Annotated in this window: 14 protein-coding genes; 9 read left to right on the top strand and 5 right to left on the bottom strand. The window is 60.3% G+C overall.

The features are described from left to right. Nucleotides 1–312 precede the first annotated feature (312 nt). Entirely contained in the window at nt 313–1608 is a 1296-nt protein-coding gene (gene gbcA, locus M5B97_RS24480; protein WP_123717253.1) for a glycine-betaine demethylase subunit GbcA, read from the bottom strand. Nucleotides 1609–1890: 282 nt separating this feature from the next. On the opposite strand from gbcA, the gene gbcB reads away from it, so the two are divergent. Continuing rightward, nucleotides 1891–2991 carry a glycine-betaine demethylase subunit GbcB gene (gbcB, locus tag M5B97_RS24475; protein WP_123717254.1) on the top strand — a complete coding sequence of 367 codons (1101 nt, stop codon included), beginning with the start codon at nt 1891–1893 and terminating at the stop codon, nt 2989–2991. A 70-nt stretch (nt 2992–3061) separates the two neighbouring features. On the opposite strand, the gene M5B97_RS24470 is transcribed toward gbcB, so the two are convergent. Next, nucleotides 3062–3262, bottom strand: a complete 201-nt coding sequence (locus M5B97_RS24470; RefSeq protein WP_123717255.1) for a hypothetical protein — start codon at nt 3260–3262, stop codon at nt 3062–3064. 347 nt (nt 3263–3609) lie between these two features. Next, complete coding sequence (locus tag M5B97_RS24465; RefSeq protein WP_248732931.1) at nt 3610–4650, bottom strand: low specificity L-threonine aldolase; 1041 nt, start codon at nt 4648–4650, stop codon at nt 3610–3612. A gap of 90 nt (nt 4651–4740) precedes the next feature. Between M5B97_RS24465 and M5B97_RS24460 the strand changes: the two genes are divergently transcribed. The 8 genes from M5B97_RS24460 to fdhA all read left to right on the top strand — a co-directional run bounded on the left by M5B97_RS24460 (nt 4741) and on the right by fdhA (nt 14425). Then, nucleotides 4741–5469, top strand: coding sequence for a TraX family protein (locus M5B97_RS24460; protein WP_248732930.1), 729 nt, complete (start codon nt 4741–4743; stop codon nt 5467–5469). Between the two features lie 152 nt (nt 5470–5621). After that, nucleotides 5622–6875, top strand: coding sequence for a serine hydroxymethyltransferase (gene glyA / locus M5B97_RS24455; RefSeq protein WP_248732929.1), 1254 nt, complete (start codon nt 5622–5624; stop codon nt 6873–6875). A 22-nt stretch (nt 6876–6897) separates the two neighbouring features. After that, nucleotides 6898–8148: a sarcosine oxidase subunit beta gene (locus tag M5B97_RS24450; protein WP_010207084.1), complete on the top strand. Its 1251-nt coding sequence runs from the start codon at nt 6898–6900 to the stop codon at nt 8146–8148. A gap of 15 nt (nt 8149–8163) precedes the next feature. Further along, nucleotides 8164–8466, top strand: a complete 303-nt coding sequence (locus tag M5B97_RS24445; RefSeq protein ID WP_027605979.1) for a sarcosine oxidase subunit delta — start codon at nt 8164–8166, stop codon at nt 8464–8466. Beyond that, the gene (locus M5B97_RS24440) at nt 8463–11480 is read left to right on the top strand and encodes a sarcosine oxidase subunit alpha (RefSeq protein WP_248732928.1); all 3018 of its coding nucleotides are present in this window, start codon (nt 8463–8465) and stop codon (nt 11478–11480) included. Before M5B97_RS24445 ends, M5B97_RS24440 begins: the two co-directional genes overlap by 4 nt. A gap of 123 nt (nt 11481–11603) precedes the next feature. Further along, a complete protein-coding gene (gene soxG / locus M5B97_RS24435) occupies nt 11604–12236 on the top strand; it encodes a sarcosine oxidase subunit gamma family protein (protein WP_123717261.1) in 633 nt (210 codons plus the stop codon). 10 nt (nt 12237–12246) lie between these two features. Then, the gene (gene purU / locus M5B97_RS24430; protein WP_248732927.1) at nt 12247–13104 is read left to right on the top strand and encodes a formyltetrahydrofolate deformylase; all 858 of its coding nucleotides are present in this window, start codon (nt 12247–12249) and stop codon (nt 13102–13104) included. Nucleotides 13105–13225: 121 nt separating this feature from the next. After that, entirely contained in the window at nt 13226–14425 is a 1200-nt protein-coding gene (gene fdhA, locus M5B97_RS24425) for a formaldehyde dehydrogenase, glutathione-independent (protein ID WP_016972852.1), read from the top strand. A 238-nt stretch (nt 14426–14663) separates the two neighbouring features. On the opposite strand, the gene M5B97_RS24420 is transcribed toward fdhA, so the two are convergent. Next, nucleotides 14664–15014 carry a hypothetical protein gene (locus M5B97_RS24420; RefSeq protein WP_248732926.1) on the bottom strand — a complete coding sequence of 117 codons (351 nt, stop codon included), beginning with the start codon at nt 15012–15014 and terminating at the stop codon, nt 14664–14666. A gap of 176 nt (nt 15015–15190) precedes the next feature. Beyond that, nucleotides 15191–15736, bottom strand: a complete 546-nt coding sequence (locus M5B97_RS24415; RefSeq protein ID WP_248732933.1) for an anti-sigma factor — start codon at nt 15734–15736, stop codon at nt 15191–15193. Nucleotides 15737–15845: the final 109 nt, after the last annotated feature.

Below are 15845 nucleotides of genomic sequence, written 5' to 3'. Positions count from 1 at the left end.
GGTAACGGCTGTAAGGCAGGCTGGCAGTGGTCTGCGAGAGATTTGATCAAATATTAAGCAGTGTGAGCTTCAACTGTGGGAGGAGGCTTGCCCTCATGCCAGTCAGTTAAGGGAGAACGCTGTATCTGTGGCGAGGGAGCTTGCTCCCGTTGGGCCGCGAAGCGGCCCCGCTTTGTTTAAAAAGCATGTGACTGCTGCGCAGTCCAACGGGAGCAAGCTCCCTCACCACAGGTTACGTTGTCGCCTTTCTACTTCTTAACTGACGGGTAGTAGAGCAAGCCCCCTCCAACATGTTTGAGCTGTGGGTATCGGTTATTCGTGTGCAGCCACGCCTTTGAGGTAAGGGGCTGGGGCTGCGCCGAGGTTGTTCAACATGCGTTCGCTGTACCAATCCACGAAGTTCACCACGCCGAACTCGTAGGTCTTGGAGTACGGGCCAGGCTGGTAGGCGGTGGAGTTGATGCCGCGCTGGTTCTCTTCGGCCAGGCGTCGGTCCTGGTCGTTGGTGGCGTCCCACACCTGGCGCATACGCTCCACGTCGTAGTCCACACCCTCCACGGCGTCCTTGTGTACGAGCCACTTGGTGGTGACCATGGTTTCCTGGGCGCTGATCGGCCACACAGTGAACACGATGATGTGGTCGCCCATGCAGTGGTTCCACGAGTGGGGCAGGTGCAGGATGCGCATGGAGCCCAGGTCCGGGTTCTTGATGCGCCCCATGAGTTTGGCGCAGCCCTGTTTCCCGTCCATGGTCATCGACACGGTGCCCTTGAGCAGCGGCATGCGCACGATACGGTTACGCAAGCCGAAGCTGGCGTGGGCGTAAGGGATTTTCTCGGCATCCCAGGCAGCGGCGGAAGCGGCAACGTGGTCCTTGAACGCCTGGTCGGCGCGCGGGTCGGTGACGTCGTCCCATTCCAGCAGGGTTTTCAACAGTTCCGGGTGCGAGGCGTTGCAGTGGTAGCACTCGCGGTTGTTCTCCAGCACCAGCTTCCAGTTGGCTTTTTCCATCAAGGTGGTTTGCACCGCCACCTTGGTGTTTTCCATGTCGTAGGGTTCCATGTAGTGGTTCAGGGTCGACAGGAAGTCATCGATGGCCGGCGGATTTTCGGCCAGGCTGATGAAGATGTAGCCGCCGGCGGTCTTCACATTCACCGGTTTCAGGCCGTACTGCTTCATGTCGAAGTCGGCGCCCATCTCGGTGCCGGCGAACAGCAGGCGGCCGTCCAGCTCGTAGGTCCACTGATGGTAGTGGCAGACCAGTTTGGCGACCTTGCCCTTGTCGCTGGTGCACAGGCGCGAGCCACGGTGACGGCACACGTTGTGGAACGCATGCACCACGCCTTCGGCGCCACGGATCACGATGATCGGGTTCTTGCCCACTTGCAGGGTCAGGTAGTTGCCCTTGGCGGGGATCTCGCAGGTCATGCCGGCGATCAACCACTCTTTCTGGAAGATTTCCTGCATGTCGATATCGAACAGTCGTTCATCCGAGTAGAACGGTTGCGGCAGCGAAAAGGTGCGCTCACGTTCTTGCAGCATTTGCGCGGTGGCCTTGCGTGCGGGTTCCAGCGGATCGCCCAAGCTTAAGGTTGCGGTGACGTCCATCGTATGTGTCCTCATGGCCATTCAATGTGGCCGGCGAATAGTGGCTACGGTTGTACTACGCAAGGCGTAAAGAAAGCGTGGTTGTTGGGCGTGAGTGTGGGGCCGCTGAAGGCCAGAACCTTGTCCATTAGCGACATGGCCCACTCTGATCCCGACGCGCAACCCCCGTGGTATGGGGGCTGGTCGCGATAAGTATGTGAATGTCGCAGATAGGTAAATGGGCGCATTCGGCGTTACGCAAAATCGCCTTCATCAGGCCGACCTACGGCTACGGAGAACAGCATGTCCAATAACTTCCTGAACCCGGTAACTACTCAGACCTGGGCCAATGGTCGACACATCGTCCGTTGCGTCAAAGTCATCCAGGAAACCTGGGACGTGCGCACTTTTTGCTTCATGGCCGACCAGCCAATCCTGTTCTTTTTCAAGCCGGGACAATTCGTCACCCTGGAACTGGAAATCGACGGGCAGCCAATCATGCGCTCGTACACCATTTCCAGTTCGCCATCGGTGCCCTACAGCTTTTCGGTGACGATCAAGCGTGTGCCGGGTGGCCGCGTGTCCAACTGGTTGCACGACACCCTGCATGAAGGCCAGGAGCTGGCGGTGCACGGGCCGGTCGGGCTGTTCAACGCCATCGACTTTCCGAGCCCGAAAGTGTTGTATCTCAGCGGCGGCGTCGGCATCACGCCAGTGATGTCCATGGCCCGTTGGTTCTACGACACCAACGCTAACGTCGACATGACATTTATCCACAGCGCTCGCTCGCCCAAGGACATCATCTATCACCGCGAGCTGGAACACATGGCGTCGCGGATTGATAACTTCAGCCTGCACCTGATTTGTGAGAAGCATGGGTTGGGTGAGCCCTGGGCGGGGTACCGCGGTTACCTGAACCACAAAATGCTCGAACTGATGGTGCCGGACTTCCTGGAGCGCGAAGTGTTCTGCTGCGGCCCTACGCCGTACATGAATGCAGTGAAGCGCCTCTTGGAGGCCGCCGGTTTCGACATGGCGCGTTACCACGAAGAATCGTTTGGGGCCACGCCACCTGAAGCCCGAGCCGATGCGGTGGAGCAGGCCGAACAAGCCGCCGAAGCACCGGAACCCGATCTGGCTGACCTGCATCAGGTGGAATTCATTGCCTCGGGCAAAAGCATCCGCGTGGCGCCGGGCGAAACCGTGCACGCAGCGGCGGCCAAGCTTGGCCTGCTGATCCCCAAAGCTTGCGGCATGGGCATCTGCGGAACGTGCAAGGTGATGAAGTTGGGTGGGGAAGTCGAGATGGAGCACAACGGCGGGATCACCGAGGAAGACGAAGCCGAGGGTTACATCCTGTCGTGCTGCAGTGTGCCGAAGGGCGATGTGCGTATCGAGTTCTGATTAACAACCTGCTCAAGTGGGGCATATTCCTGTGTGGGAGCAAGATTCCTCCCACACAGGATGTTAACGGTTACTGAGCGTAGAGATGAACCACGAAGTTCTGGCCTGAAGCTGTCAATTCATAGACTTTGTCGTAGATCCTCAAGGTTCTCGACGGTTCGCGGATGGTGTCCCCGACTTTTGCGTGCTTCCTGAACTCATCCCAGTCAATCACCGTGGTGCTGATGCTGCCGTCGCCTTGCAGGGTGTTGCCGTTGCTCTGGTATTCCATGGGGTTAGCCTCTGCTGGATGTCCGTTTCCGGCCGATGATTCGGCAGGTGGTCGTCCCGAAAGGCGGCCTCTGCAGCTAATGCCAGGCAATTAAGCGTAAGCGCCTTCTGTAGGAGCGAGCTTGCTCGCGAAAAACGTCAACGGTAACGCGTGTTGCCTGAATGAACGCGGCGCCTGTGAGTTTTTCGCGAGCAAGCTCGCTCCTGCAAAAAGCCTTCTGACTGGCATTAGCCTCTGAATGCGGCCTTTTCCTTTCGGGTTCCAAGAGGCTAGTCAATGAAAATACAGCCTGCTGCTGTCAGAAATATCAAATGACAGACTCGGCATTGCGCCAGTATTCGCTACGTTCAGGCGCCCATCACTGTCCGAATATCCGCAGCTAATTCTCTTACACGCTCTTCCTCGGTATCCCACGCACACATGAAGCGTGCGCCGCCTTTGCCGATGAAGGTGTAGAAGCGCCAGCCCTTGGCCGTCAGCGCGGCGATGGCCGGTTCCGAGAGCTGCAGGAACACGCCATTGGCCTGTACCGGGAACATCAATTCAACCCCGGGAATATCCGCCACCAGGCTGCTCAGCAGTTGTGCGCAGTGGTTGGCGTGGCGTGCGTGTTTGAGCCAGGCGTCGTGTTCCAGCAGGCCCACCCACGGGGCGGAGAGAAAGCGCATTTTCGAGGCCAGTTGGCCGGCCTGTTTGCAACGGTAGTCGAAGTCTTCAGCCAGCTTGTGATTGAAGAACAGGATCGCTTCACCCACGGCCATGCCGTTTTTGGTGCCGCCAAAGCACAATACGTCCACACCGGCTTTCCAGGTCAGGTCGGCGGGGGAGCAACCGAGGAAGGCGCAGGCGTTGGAGAAGCGTGCGCCGTCCATGTGCAGGTTCAGGCCCAGTTCCTTGCAGGTAGCGCTGATGGCGCGGATTTCATCCGGGGTGTACACGCTGCCGACTTCGGTGGCCTGGGTCAGGGTGACCACACGGGGTTTGGGGTAGTGGATGTCCTGGCGCTTGAGGGCGATCTCGCGGATTGATTCCGGGGTCAGCTTGCCATTTTCGGTGCGGGCGATGAGCAGCTTCGAGCCGTTGGAGAAAAACTCCGGTGCGCCGCATTCGTCGGTTTCGACGTGGGCGGTTTCCGAGCAAATCACGCTATGGTAGCTCTGGCACAGTGAAGACAGCGCCAGTGAGTTGGCCGCGGTGCCGTTGAAGGCGAAGAACACTTCGCAGTCGGTTTCGAACAAATTGCGGAAACCGTCGGCGGCGCGATGGGTCCATTCATCATCGCCGTAGGCGCGTTGATGGCCCTGGTTGGCTTGTTCCATGGCGGCCCAGGCTTCCGGGCAAATCCCGGAGTAGTTGTCGCTGGCGAATTGTTGGCTCTTGTCGGTCATGGCCCATTCCTGTGGTCGATGTTGGTGCGCACTGTAACCAAGATTGTCGGGCGTACGCACGCGCTGTAAATGCAGAGTTACTGGGGAATTATGCACGGTACCGAAACATTGGATGTCGGACGCGTCCGTGATGGCGCTTTGGACCTGCTCAAGTGGCTGGCGCTGCTGAGCATGGTCCTGGATCACCTGCGCTATGTCGGTTTGAGCCTCGATGGCCTGTATGTGCCGGGGCGCCTGGCATTCCCGTGGTTTTGCCTGGCGATTGCGGCGAATTTGCATCGCGTCAGAAACGCTCCCGTGAGCGGCCAATGGCGTTACCTGGGCTGGCTGTTGCTGTTCAGTGTGATCAGTGAAGTGCCGTATCGAATGTTTATCGATGATGCCGATACGTTGAACGTTTTGCCGACCCTGATACTTGGCCTACTGGTTGCCCGAGGATGGCAGCAGAAGGCGCTTTTTGATCGAACATTGGCGCTGATTGCCGTCACGATAGCGGTCATATTCTCGACACACCTGATGTTCGGTTTCTTTGGTGTGTTGCTGCCGTTGGCCATGCTGTTGGTGTTCAGTCGCGCATGGTATTTCAGCGTATTACCCGGCGTGGTCTGTGTCGCCGCCAACCAATGGCAGATTCTGCTCAATAACGGCAGCCTGATTGCCATGCTCGGGTTGGTGATGTGCCTGATTGCGCCATTGGCCGGGCTGGTCTTATTACGACATGGGAAAAGCGCCAGGCCCCCTGCCATGCGCCGTTGGGCCTACGTCCTCTATCCCCTGCATTTCCTCTTGCTGCTACTCGTCCGCCAGATCATCGCCTAACCCCGGCCACATTTATTTGGTGTTGTTTCGCTAATGTCGTAAACGCACCTTTGCGTGGCGTGCGTAGGCATTTGACCTGTCTGCGCCAGCCCTACCATCGCATCAAAGGGCCTGTATGGGCCTCACCAATACGAAAGGCTGGGAGAGACGCGATGTTCAGCAAAAAAGACCAGATTCAGGGATATGACGACGCACTGCTGGCGGCGATGAGTGCCGAAGAGCAGCGCCAGGAAGATCATATCGAGCTGATCGCGTCGGAGAACTACACCAGCAAACGCGTGATGGAAGCCCAAGGCAGCGGCCTCACCAACAAGTATGCCGAAGGCTACCCGGGCAAGCGCTACTACGGCGGTTGCGAGCACGTGGACAAGGTTGAAGCCCTGGCCATCGAGCGCGCCAAGCAGCTGTTCGGCGCCGATTATGCCAACGTGCAGCCACACTCCGGTTCCTCCGCCAACAGCGCGGTGTACCTGGCGCTGATCAATGCCGGCGATACCATTCTGGGCATGAGCCTGGCCCACGGCGGCCACCTGACCCACGGTGCCAAGGTTTCGTCCTCGGGCAAGCTGTACAACGCCGTGCAGTACGGTATCAACACCGACACTGGCCTGATCGACTACGACGAAGTCGAGCGCCTGGCGGTTGAGCACAAGCCGAAGATGGTCGTGGCGGGTTTCTCTGCCTACTCCAAGACCCTGGATTTCCCACGCTTCCGCCAGATCGCCGATAAGGTCGGCGCGCTGCTGTTCGTCGACATGGCCCACGTTGCCGGCCTGGTTGCCGCTGGCCTGTACCCGAACCCACTGCCGTACGCTGACGTGGTCACCACCACTACCCACAAGACCCTGCGCGGGCCGCGTGGCGGTTTGATCCTGGCCAAGGCCAACGAAGAGATCGAGAAAAAACTCAACGCTGCCGTGTTCCCCGGCGCCCAGGGCGGCCCGCTGATGCACGTCATCGCCGGCAAGGCCGTGTGCTTCAAGGAAGCACTGGAGCCTGGTTTCAAGGCTTATCAGCAACAAGTGATCGATAACGCCCAGGCCATGGCCAGCGTGTTTATCAAGCGCGGCTACGATGTAGTGTCCGGTGGTACCGACAACCATCTGTTCCTCGTCAGCCTGATCCGTCAGGGTCTCACCGGCAAAGAGGCGGACGCGGCCCTGGGGCGTGCCCACATCACCGTCAACAAGAACGCCGTGCCGAACGACCCGCAGTCGCCATTCGTAACCTCGGGCCTGCGCATCGGCACCCCGGCGGTGACCACGCGTGGTTTCAAGGTGCCGCAATGCATCGAGTTGGCCGGCTGGATCTGCGACATCCTCGACAACCTCGGCGATGCCGATGTCGAGGCCAACGTGGCCAAGCACGTGTCTGCCCTGTGCGCTGATTTCCCGGTTTATCGCTGAGCGCGGTTTTGGAGTAATGACTATGCAACGCTACTCGGGCTTCGGCCTCTTCAAACACTCACTCAGCCACCACGAAAACTGGCAGAAGATGTGGCGCACGCCGACCCCTAAGAAGGTCTACGACGTGGTCATCGTCGGCGGTGGCGGGCATGGTCTGGCGACCGCCTACTACTTGGCCAAGGAACACGGCATCACCAATGTGGCGGTGGTCGAGAAAGGTTGGTTGGGCGGCGGTAATACCGCGCGCAACACCACCATCGTGCGTTCCAACTACCTGTGGGACGAGTCGGCGCACCTGTACGAACACGCGATGAAACTGTGGGAAGGCTTGTCCCAGGACCTGAACTACAACGTGATGTTCTCCCAGCGTGGCGTGTACAACCTGTGCCACACCCTGCAGGACATCCGTGATTCCGAGCGCCGTGTCAGCGCCAACCGCCTTAACGGCGTGGACGGCGAGCTGCTCAACGCCAAGCAAGTGGCCGACGAGATCCCGTACCTCGACTGCTCGAAAAACACCCGCTATCCGGTGCTCGGCGCCACCGTGCAACGGCGCGGCGGCGTGGCCCGTCACGATGCCGTGGCCTGGGGCTTTGCCCGTGCGGCCGACGCACTCGGCGTGGACTTGATCCAGCAGACCGAAGTGATCGGCTTTCGCAAGGAAAACGGCGTGTGCATCGGCGTGGAAACCAATAAAGGCTTCATCGGCGCCAAGCGCGTCGGTGTGGTCACCGCCGGTAACTCGGGGCACATGGCGTCGCTCGCCGGCTTCCGCCTGCCGATCGAGTCCCACCCGTTGCAAGCCCTGGTGTCGGAGCCGATCAAGCCGATTATCGACAGCGTGATCATGTCCAACGCCGTGCACGGTTACATCAGCCAGTCCGACAAGGGCGACCTGGTGATCGGCGCCGGTATCGACGGCTACAACGGCTACGGCCAGCGTGGTTCGTACCCGGTCATCGAACACACCATCCAGGCCATCGTCGAGATGTTCCCGGTGCTGTCGCGCGTGCGCATGAACCGTCAGTGGGGCGGCATCGTCGACACCACGCCGGACGCGTGCCCGATCATTTCCAAAACCCCGGTACCGAACATGTTCTTCAACTGCGGGTGGGGCACCGGTGGCTTCAAGGCCACACCGGGCTCAGGCAACGTGTTTGCCGCCAGCCTGGCCAAGGGTGAAATGCACCCGCTGGCCGCACCTTTCTCCATCGACCGTTTCCACAACGGTGCGTTGATCGATGAACACGGCGCTGCGGCCGTCGCCCACTAACAGGAGAAATTTCCTATGTTGCATATCTTCTGTCCTCACTGTGGCGAACTGCGCTCCGAAGAGGAATTCCATGCGTCCGGCCAAGCGCACATCCCGCGCCCGCTGGACCCGAACGCCTGCACCGATGAAGAGTGGGGCGACTACATGTTCTTCCGTGACAACCCGCGCGGCCTGCACCACGAGCTGTGGATTCATGCTGCCGGTTGCCGCCAGTATTTCAACGCCACGCGCGATACCGTGACCTACGAAATTCTTGAAACCTACAAGATCGGTGAGAAGCCACAATTCACCGCCAAGGCCTCTGGAGAGAAGGTATGAGCCAGACCAATCGCCTGTCCAACGGTGGCCGCATCGACCGTAATAAAGTCCTCACGTTTACCTTCAACGGCCAGAGCTACAAAGGCTTTGAAGGTGACACCCTGGCCGCCGCATTGTTGGCCAACGGCGTCGACATCATCGGCCGCAGTTTCAAATATTCGCGCCCTCGGGGCATCTTCGCCGCCGGCGCCGAAGAGCCGAACGCGGTGCTGCAGATCGGCGCCACCGAAGCCACCCAGATTCCCAACGTGCGCGCCACGCAACAGGCGCTGTATCAGGGCCTCGTCGCCACCAGCACCAACGGTTGGCCGAGCGTGAACAATGACATGATGGGCATCCTCGGCAAGGTCGGCGGCAAGCTGATGCCGCCGGGTTTCTACTACAAAACCTTCATGTACCCGCAATCGTTCTGGATGACGTACGAGAAGTACATCCGCAAGGCTGCAGGCCTCGGCCGCTCGCCGACCGAGAACGACCCGGACACCTACGACAACATGAATCGTCACTGCGACGTGCTGGTGGTCGGCGCAGGCCCTGCCGGCCTGGCCGCTGCACTGGCTGCCGCGCGCAGTGGCGCTCGGGTGATCATTGCCGATGAGCAGGAAGAGTTCGGCGGCTCGCTGCTCGACTCCCGCGAAAGCCTCGACGGCAAACCGGCCATGGAATGGGTCGCCAGTGTGATCGCCGAATTGAAGGCCCTGCCGGACGTGGTGCTGCTGCCCCGCGCTACCGTCAATGGCTACCATGATCATAACTTCCTGACCATTCACGAACGCCTCACCGATCACCTCGGTGACCGCGCGCCGATTGGCGTGGTGCGTCAGCGTATCCATCGTGTACGGGCCAAGCGAGTGGTGCTGGCGACCGGCGCCTGCGAGCGGCCGCTGGTGTACGGCAACAACGACGTGCCGGGCAACATGCTCGCCGGTGCGGTCTCCACCTACGTGCGCCGCTATGGCGTGGCACCCGGTAAAAAACTGGTGCTGTCGACCAACAACGATCACGCCTACCGCGTGGCGCTGGACTGGTTCGACGCGGGCCTGCAAGTGGTGGCCGTAGCCGATGCACGCCACAACCCACGCGGTGCCCTGGTTGAAGAAGCCCGCGCCAAAGGCATCCGCATCCTCACCGGCAGCGCCGTGATCGAAGCCCGTGGCAGCAAGCATGTGACCGGCGCCCGTGTGGCGGCCATCGACGTCAAGGCCCATAAGGTCACCAGCCCCGGCGAGTGGCTGGACTGCGACCTGGTCGCCAGCTCAGGCGGCTACAGCCCCGTGGTTCACTTGGCCTCGCACCTGGGCGGCAAGCCGACCTGGCGTGAAGATATCCTCGGTTTTGTACCGGGCGAAGCACCGCAGAAACGTGTGTGTGTCGGCGGCATCAACGGCGTCTACGGCCTTGGCGATTCCCTGGCCGACGGTTTTGAAGGGGGCGTACGCGCAGCCAGCGAAGCCGGTTTTGCACCGGTGGAAGGCACGCTGCCCAAAGCCTTGAGCCGTCTGGAAGAGCCGACCCTGGCGCTGTTCCAGGTGCCTCACGAAAAAGCCACCGCGCGGGCACCCAAGCAATTTGTCGACCTGCAGAACGACGTCACTGCCGCGGCCATCGAACTGGCGACCCGCGAAGGTTTCGAGTCGGTCGAGCACGTCAAACGCTACACCGCACTGGGCTTTGGTACCGACCAGGGCAAGCTGGGTAACGTCAACGGCCTGGCGATTGCCGCTCGCTCCCTGAACGTGACCATCCCGCAGATGGGCACCACCATGTTCCGCCCCAACTACACGCCGGTGACTTTCGGCGCGGTAGCGGGCCGCCACTGTGGGCACATCTTCGAGCCGGTCCGCTACACCGCGCTGCACGCCTGGCACGTCAAGAACGGCGCCGAGTTTGAAGACGTCGGCCAGTGGAAACGCCCTTGGTATTTCCCACGCAACGGCGAAGACCTGCATGCCGCGGTCAAGCGCGAATGCCTGGCCGTGCGCGACAGCGTCGGCCTGCTGGATGCGTCCACCCTCGGCAAGATCGACATTCAAGGCCCGGATGCCCGTGAGTTCCTCAACCGCATCTACAGCAACGCCTGGACCAAGCTCGATGTGGGCAAGGCGCGCTATGGCCTGATGTGCAAGGAAGACGGTATGGTCTTCGACGACGGCGTCACCGCCTGTCTCGCCGACAACCACTTCCTGATGACCACCACCACCGGCGGCGCCGCTCGCGTGCTCCAGTGGCTGGAAATCTACCAACAGACCGAATGGCCGGACCTCAAGGTGTACTTCACCTCGGTCACCGACCACTGGGCGACCATGACGCTGTCCGGCCCCAACAGCCGCAAGCTGCTGGCTGAAGTCACCGACATCGACCTGGACAAGGATGGCTTCCCGTTCATGACCTGGAAGGAAGGCCTGGTCGGCGGGGTACCGGCTCGTGTGTTCCGGATCTCGTTTACCGGTGAGCTGTCGTACGAAGTCAACGTGCAGGCCGACTACGCCATGGGCGTGCTGGAGAAGATCGTCGAGGCCGGCAAGAAGTACAACCTGACCCCGTACGGCACCGAAACCATGCACGTCCTGCGGGCCGAGAAGGGCTTCATCATCGTCGGCCAGGACACCGATGGCTCGATGACCCCGGATGACCTGAACATGGGCTGGTGTGTCGGGCGTACCAAGCCGTTCTCGTGGATCGGCTGGCGCGGCATGAACCGTGAAGACTGCGTGCGTGAAGAGCGTAAGCAGCTGGTGGGCTTGAAGCCGGTCGATCCAAAAGTGTGGCTGCCGGAAGGCGCGCAGTTGGTGTTCGATCCGAAGCAGTCGATCCCGATGAAGATGGTCGGTCATGTGACCTCGAGCTACGCCCACAACTCCCTTGGCTATTCGTTCGCGATGGCGGTGGTGAAGGGCGGCTTGAAGCGCATCGGCGAGCGGGTGTTCTCACCGCAGGCGGATGGCAGCGTGATCGAGGCGGAGATTGTGTCTTCGGTGTTCTTCGACCCGAAAGGCGATCGTCAGAACATTTGATAGACCGAGGCGCCTGCATCGCAGGCAAGCCGGCTCCCACATTGGAGTGCATTCCAGAGGTGGGAGGGGGCTTGCCCGCGATGAGGCCGGAACAGTCACCACAGAATTCAGAACAGGTGCTCTATGACAGCAGCCAACGTATACCAGCAACGCCCCACCACCGGCGCCAAGGCCGAGTCGTCGTTGCACCATGCCGACCTCGCCAGCCTGGTCGGCAAAGGTCGCAAGAACGCCGGCGTGATCGTGCGTGAAAAGAAACTCCTGGGCCATCTGACCATCCGCGGCGACGGCCACGATGCCGCCTTCGCTGCCGGCGTGCACAAGGCGCTCGGCATCGAACTGCCTGGTGCCCTGCAAGTCATCGTCAAGGGCGAAACCAGCCTGCAATGGCTCGGCCCGGATGAGTGGCTGCTCGTTGTGCCGAGCGGTGAAGAGTTCGCCGCCGAGCAAAACCTGCGCGCCGCCCTGGGCGACCTGCATATCCAGATCGTCAATGTCAGTGGCGGCCAGCAGATCCTTGAACTCAGCGGCCCGAATGTGCGCGATGTGCTGATGAAGTCCACCAGCTACGACGTGCACCCCAACAACTTCCCGGTAGGCAAGGCAGTGGGTACGGTGTTCGCCAAGTCGCAATTGGTGATCCGCCACACCGCTGAAGACACCTGGGAACTGGTGATTCGTCGCAGCTTCTCGGATTACTGGTGGTTGTGGTTGCAGGATGCATCTGCCGAATTTGGCCTGAGCGTTCAAGCCTGAGGAATGCCCCATGAGCCGCGCACCCGATACATGGATTTTGACCGCCGACTGCCCCAGCGTGCTCGGCACGGTGGACGCGGTCACCCGCTACCTGTTCGAACAGGGCTGCTATGTCACCGAGCACCACTCGTTCGATGACCGGCTCTCGGGACGGTTCTTCATCCGCGTGGAATTCCGTCAGCCCGACGGATTTGATGAACAGGCTTTCCGCGAGGGCCTGGCCACGCGTGGTGAGGCCTTCGGCATGATCTTCGAGCTGACGGCGCCGAATTATCGGCCAAAAGTCGTGATCATGGTTTCCAAGGCCGATCACTGCCTCAACGACCTGTTGTACCGCCAGCGCATTGGTCAACTGTCGATGGACGTAGTGGCGGTGGTGTCCAATCACCCCGATTTGAAATCCTTGGCCGACTGGCACCAGATTCCCTACTACCATTTCCCCCTCGACCCCAATGACAAACCGTCCCAGGAGCGTCAGGTGTGGCAGGTGGTTGAAGACACCGGCGCTGAATTGGTGATTCTTGCGCGCTACATGCAAGTGCTGTCGCCGGAACTGTGTCGCAAGCTGGATGGCAAGGCCATCAACATTCATCACTCGTTGCTGCCGGGCTTCAAGGGCGCCAAGCCTTATCACCAGGCGTACAACAAGGGCGTGAAGTTGGTGGGGGCCACGGCGCATTACATCAACAACGATCTGGATGAGGGGCCGATCATTGCCCAGGGTGTGGAGGTGGTGGATCACAGCCATTATCCCGAGGATTTGATTGCCAAGGGACGGGATATCGAAGGACTCACATTGGCTCGAGCTGTGGGTTATCACATTGAAAGACGTGTGTTCTTGAACGCTAACAGGACGGTCGTCCTGTAGTGGCAAGTTGCAAGCTTCAAGCCGCAGGAAAAAGCGGCTCTGCACACTTCTTGCGGCTTGTAGCTGGCCGCTTGAAGCTCATTCCACTCTCTTAACAACGATAAATATAGAGGTGACTGACATGTCTGGTAATCGTGGTGTCGTGTATCTCGGCAACGGCAAAGTCGAAGTGCAGAAAATCGACTATCCCAAAATGCAGGACCCCCGTGGCAGGAAGATTGAGCACGGCGTCATCCTGCGCGTGGTTTCCACCAACATCTGCGGCTCCGACCAACACATGGTACGCGGCCGTACCACTGCCCAGACCGGCCTGGTGCTCGGTCATGAAATCACCGGTGAAGTGATCGAGAAGGGCAGCGACGTCGAGAACCTGAAGATCGGTGATCTGGTGTCGGTGCCGTTCAACGTAGCGTGCGGCCGCTGCCGCTCCTGCAAAGAGCAACACACCGGGGTGTGCCTCACCGTCAACCCGGCCCGTGCCGGTGGCGCCTATGGTTATGTCGACATGGGCGACTGGACCGGCGGCCAGGCCGAATACGTGCTGGTGCCCTATGCCGACTTCAACCTGCTCAAACTGCCGGACCGCGACAAGGCCATGGAGAAAATCCGCGACCTGACCTGCCTCTCCGACATTCTGCCTACCGGCTACCACGGCGCCGTCACTGCGGGCGTTGGGCCGGGCAGCACCGTGTACATCGCGGGCGCCGGCCCGGTCGGCCTGGCCGCTGCCGCCTCTGCACGCCTGCTGGGCGCGGCGGTGGTGATCATTGGCGACGTCAACCCGGTCCGCCTGGCCCACGCCAAGGCCCAGGGTTTTGAAATCGCTGACCTGTCCAAAGACACTCCACTGCACGAACAAATCGCCGCATTGTTGGGTGAGCCTGAAGTGGACTGCGCCGTCGATGCCGTAGGTTTCGAAGCCCGTGGTCACGGCCACGAAGGTGTGAAAGCCGAAGCGCCGGCCACTGTGCTCAACTCGCTGATGGGTGTGGTGCGCGTGGCGGGCAAGATTGGTATTCCGGGCCTGTACGTGACCGAAGATCCAGGCGCGGTGGATGCCGCTGCGAAAATGGGCAGCCTGAGCATCCGCTTTGGCCTGGGCTGGGCCAAATCCCACAGCTTCCACACTGGGCAAACGCCTGTGATGAAGTACAACCGCCAACTGATGCAGGCGATCATGTGGGACCGCATCAACATTGCCGAGATCGTCGGCGTGCAGGTGATCAGCCTGGATGACGCACCGCGTGGGTATGGTGAGTTCGATGCGGGCGTGCCGAAGAAGTTTGTGATTGACCCGCACAAACTGTTCAGTGCGGCATAAAGTGCAATGCTGAAAAATGGCGACCCCCGGGGTTAATGCCTGTCAGTTAAGAAGGAAAGGCTAAAAAGTAACCTGTGGCGAGGGAGCTTGCTCCCGTTGGACTGCGCAGCAGTCCCATGCTTTGTAAACCAAAGAACGGGGCCGCTTCGCGACCCAACGGGAGCAAGCTCCCTCGCCACACATACAGCGTTCACTCTTAACTGGCTGGCATTAACCCCGGAGGTCGCCATTTTTTTGATCATTTGAGTGCCGAAAGCCTCAGGTAGGGGTTGGCCACTTCCCCGTTTTTGACCACGCGATTGCCACCGTAATCACACAGGAGCTTGCCGTTCCGTTCATGGATGGCCTCGGGCTTCAGTGCGTATTCAGGTGCCAGGTAATCATCGTGGGTCGCCGCCGTTTGCCCTGACCACGTCTTGCCGTTGGCAGTGGCCGTGTATTGATAACCGTCGCCGTAAGGGGGCGGCAGATCAGGGTCTGTGTAGAGCGTGGATTGGATATTTTGTGTCGCAGGGCATTGGTTGATGCCGGGAGGCGGGGGCGGCAGCAACTGGGTGCGCGCAGCATAAAGCAGAGGGCCGATTACCATAGTTCTAACTCCTTGTTAACGGGTAAGCCTGCGCGGTTGTCGGTTCGCGGGAGGCGAACCTGGGTGGGAGGCTGTGGGGCTTTCGTTCCTGTGAAAGCTGCTACCGCAGATTACCCTGGATGCAAAAAGGGCGGTCCGAGGACCGCCCTTATGGCTTGCGCATTCAGGCTATGGCGTTATCGAGCCGCCAGCGCCCCTTGGTACACCGTCGGCCCCGTCGGCTGTTTGCTCAACGAGCCGCCTTTGGTTTCCGCACTCACCATCAACTCTACCGGTTTGCTGATGGATTCCTGCTGGCGAGGATTAAGGCCGATGATGCCTTTGCCGTCTTCCGGCAACAGGCCCAGTGACACAGGCGTTCCGCCCTCGGGGATTGCCCACAGCTCCAGGCTGTGGTCCGGTGCCGGGGCTGTGGCGGCGATCGGCTGCACTTCCAGGTAATCCTTGTGCGCCATGATCTGCGCGGCCGGTTGTTGTTCGGTGGTCACCAGGGTGGCGGCGGCTTTGACGTTGTCCTGGGTATAAAGGGCGCCGCCGATGCCGGCAACCACCACTGCGCAGGCGCCGATGAACAGGCGAGGGCCGCTCCAGAATGAGGGTTTGTGCTCAATTACTTGGGGTTGGATCGCAGTCATAAGTCTGTTCCTGACAAATTTTGTAGTCAGTTCATGGACCTTGCCAATGGCGATGGGTTCCTGAGCCCGGTGATATGGGCGCCGCACCTCGTCGGAATGGCTCACGACTGCGGCTGGTGCAGGCCGGGTGTTAGCGGGCGCAGGTAAATCGGATGCAAAATATTCTGAACTAATCTGTGAGTGGGAACATTCCTCC

Origin of the sequence: Pseudomonas sp. MWU13-2517, from assembly GCF_023242545.1 — a bacterium.
Taxonomy (GTDB): Bacteria; Pseudomonadota; Gammaproteobacteria; order Pseudomonadales; family Pseudomonadaceae; genus Aquipseudomonas.
This window is presented reverse-complemented; position numbering and strand designations above follow the sequence as displayed.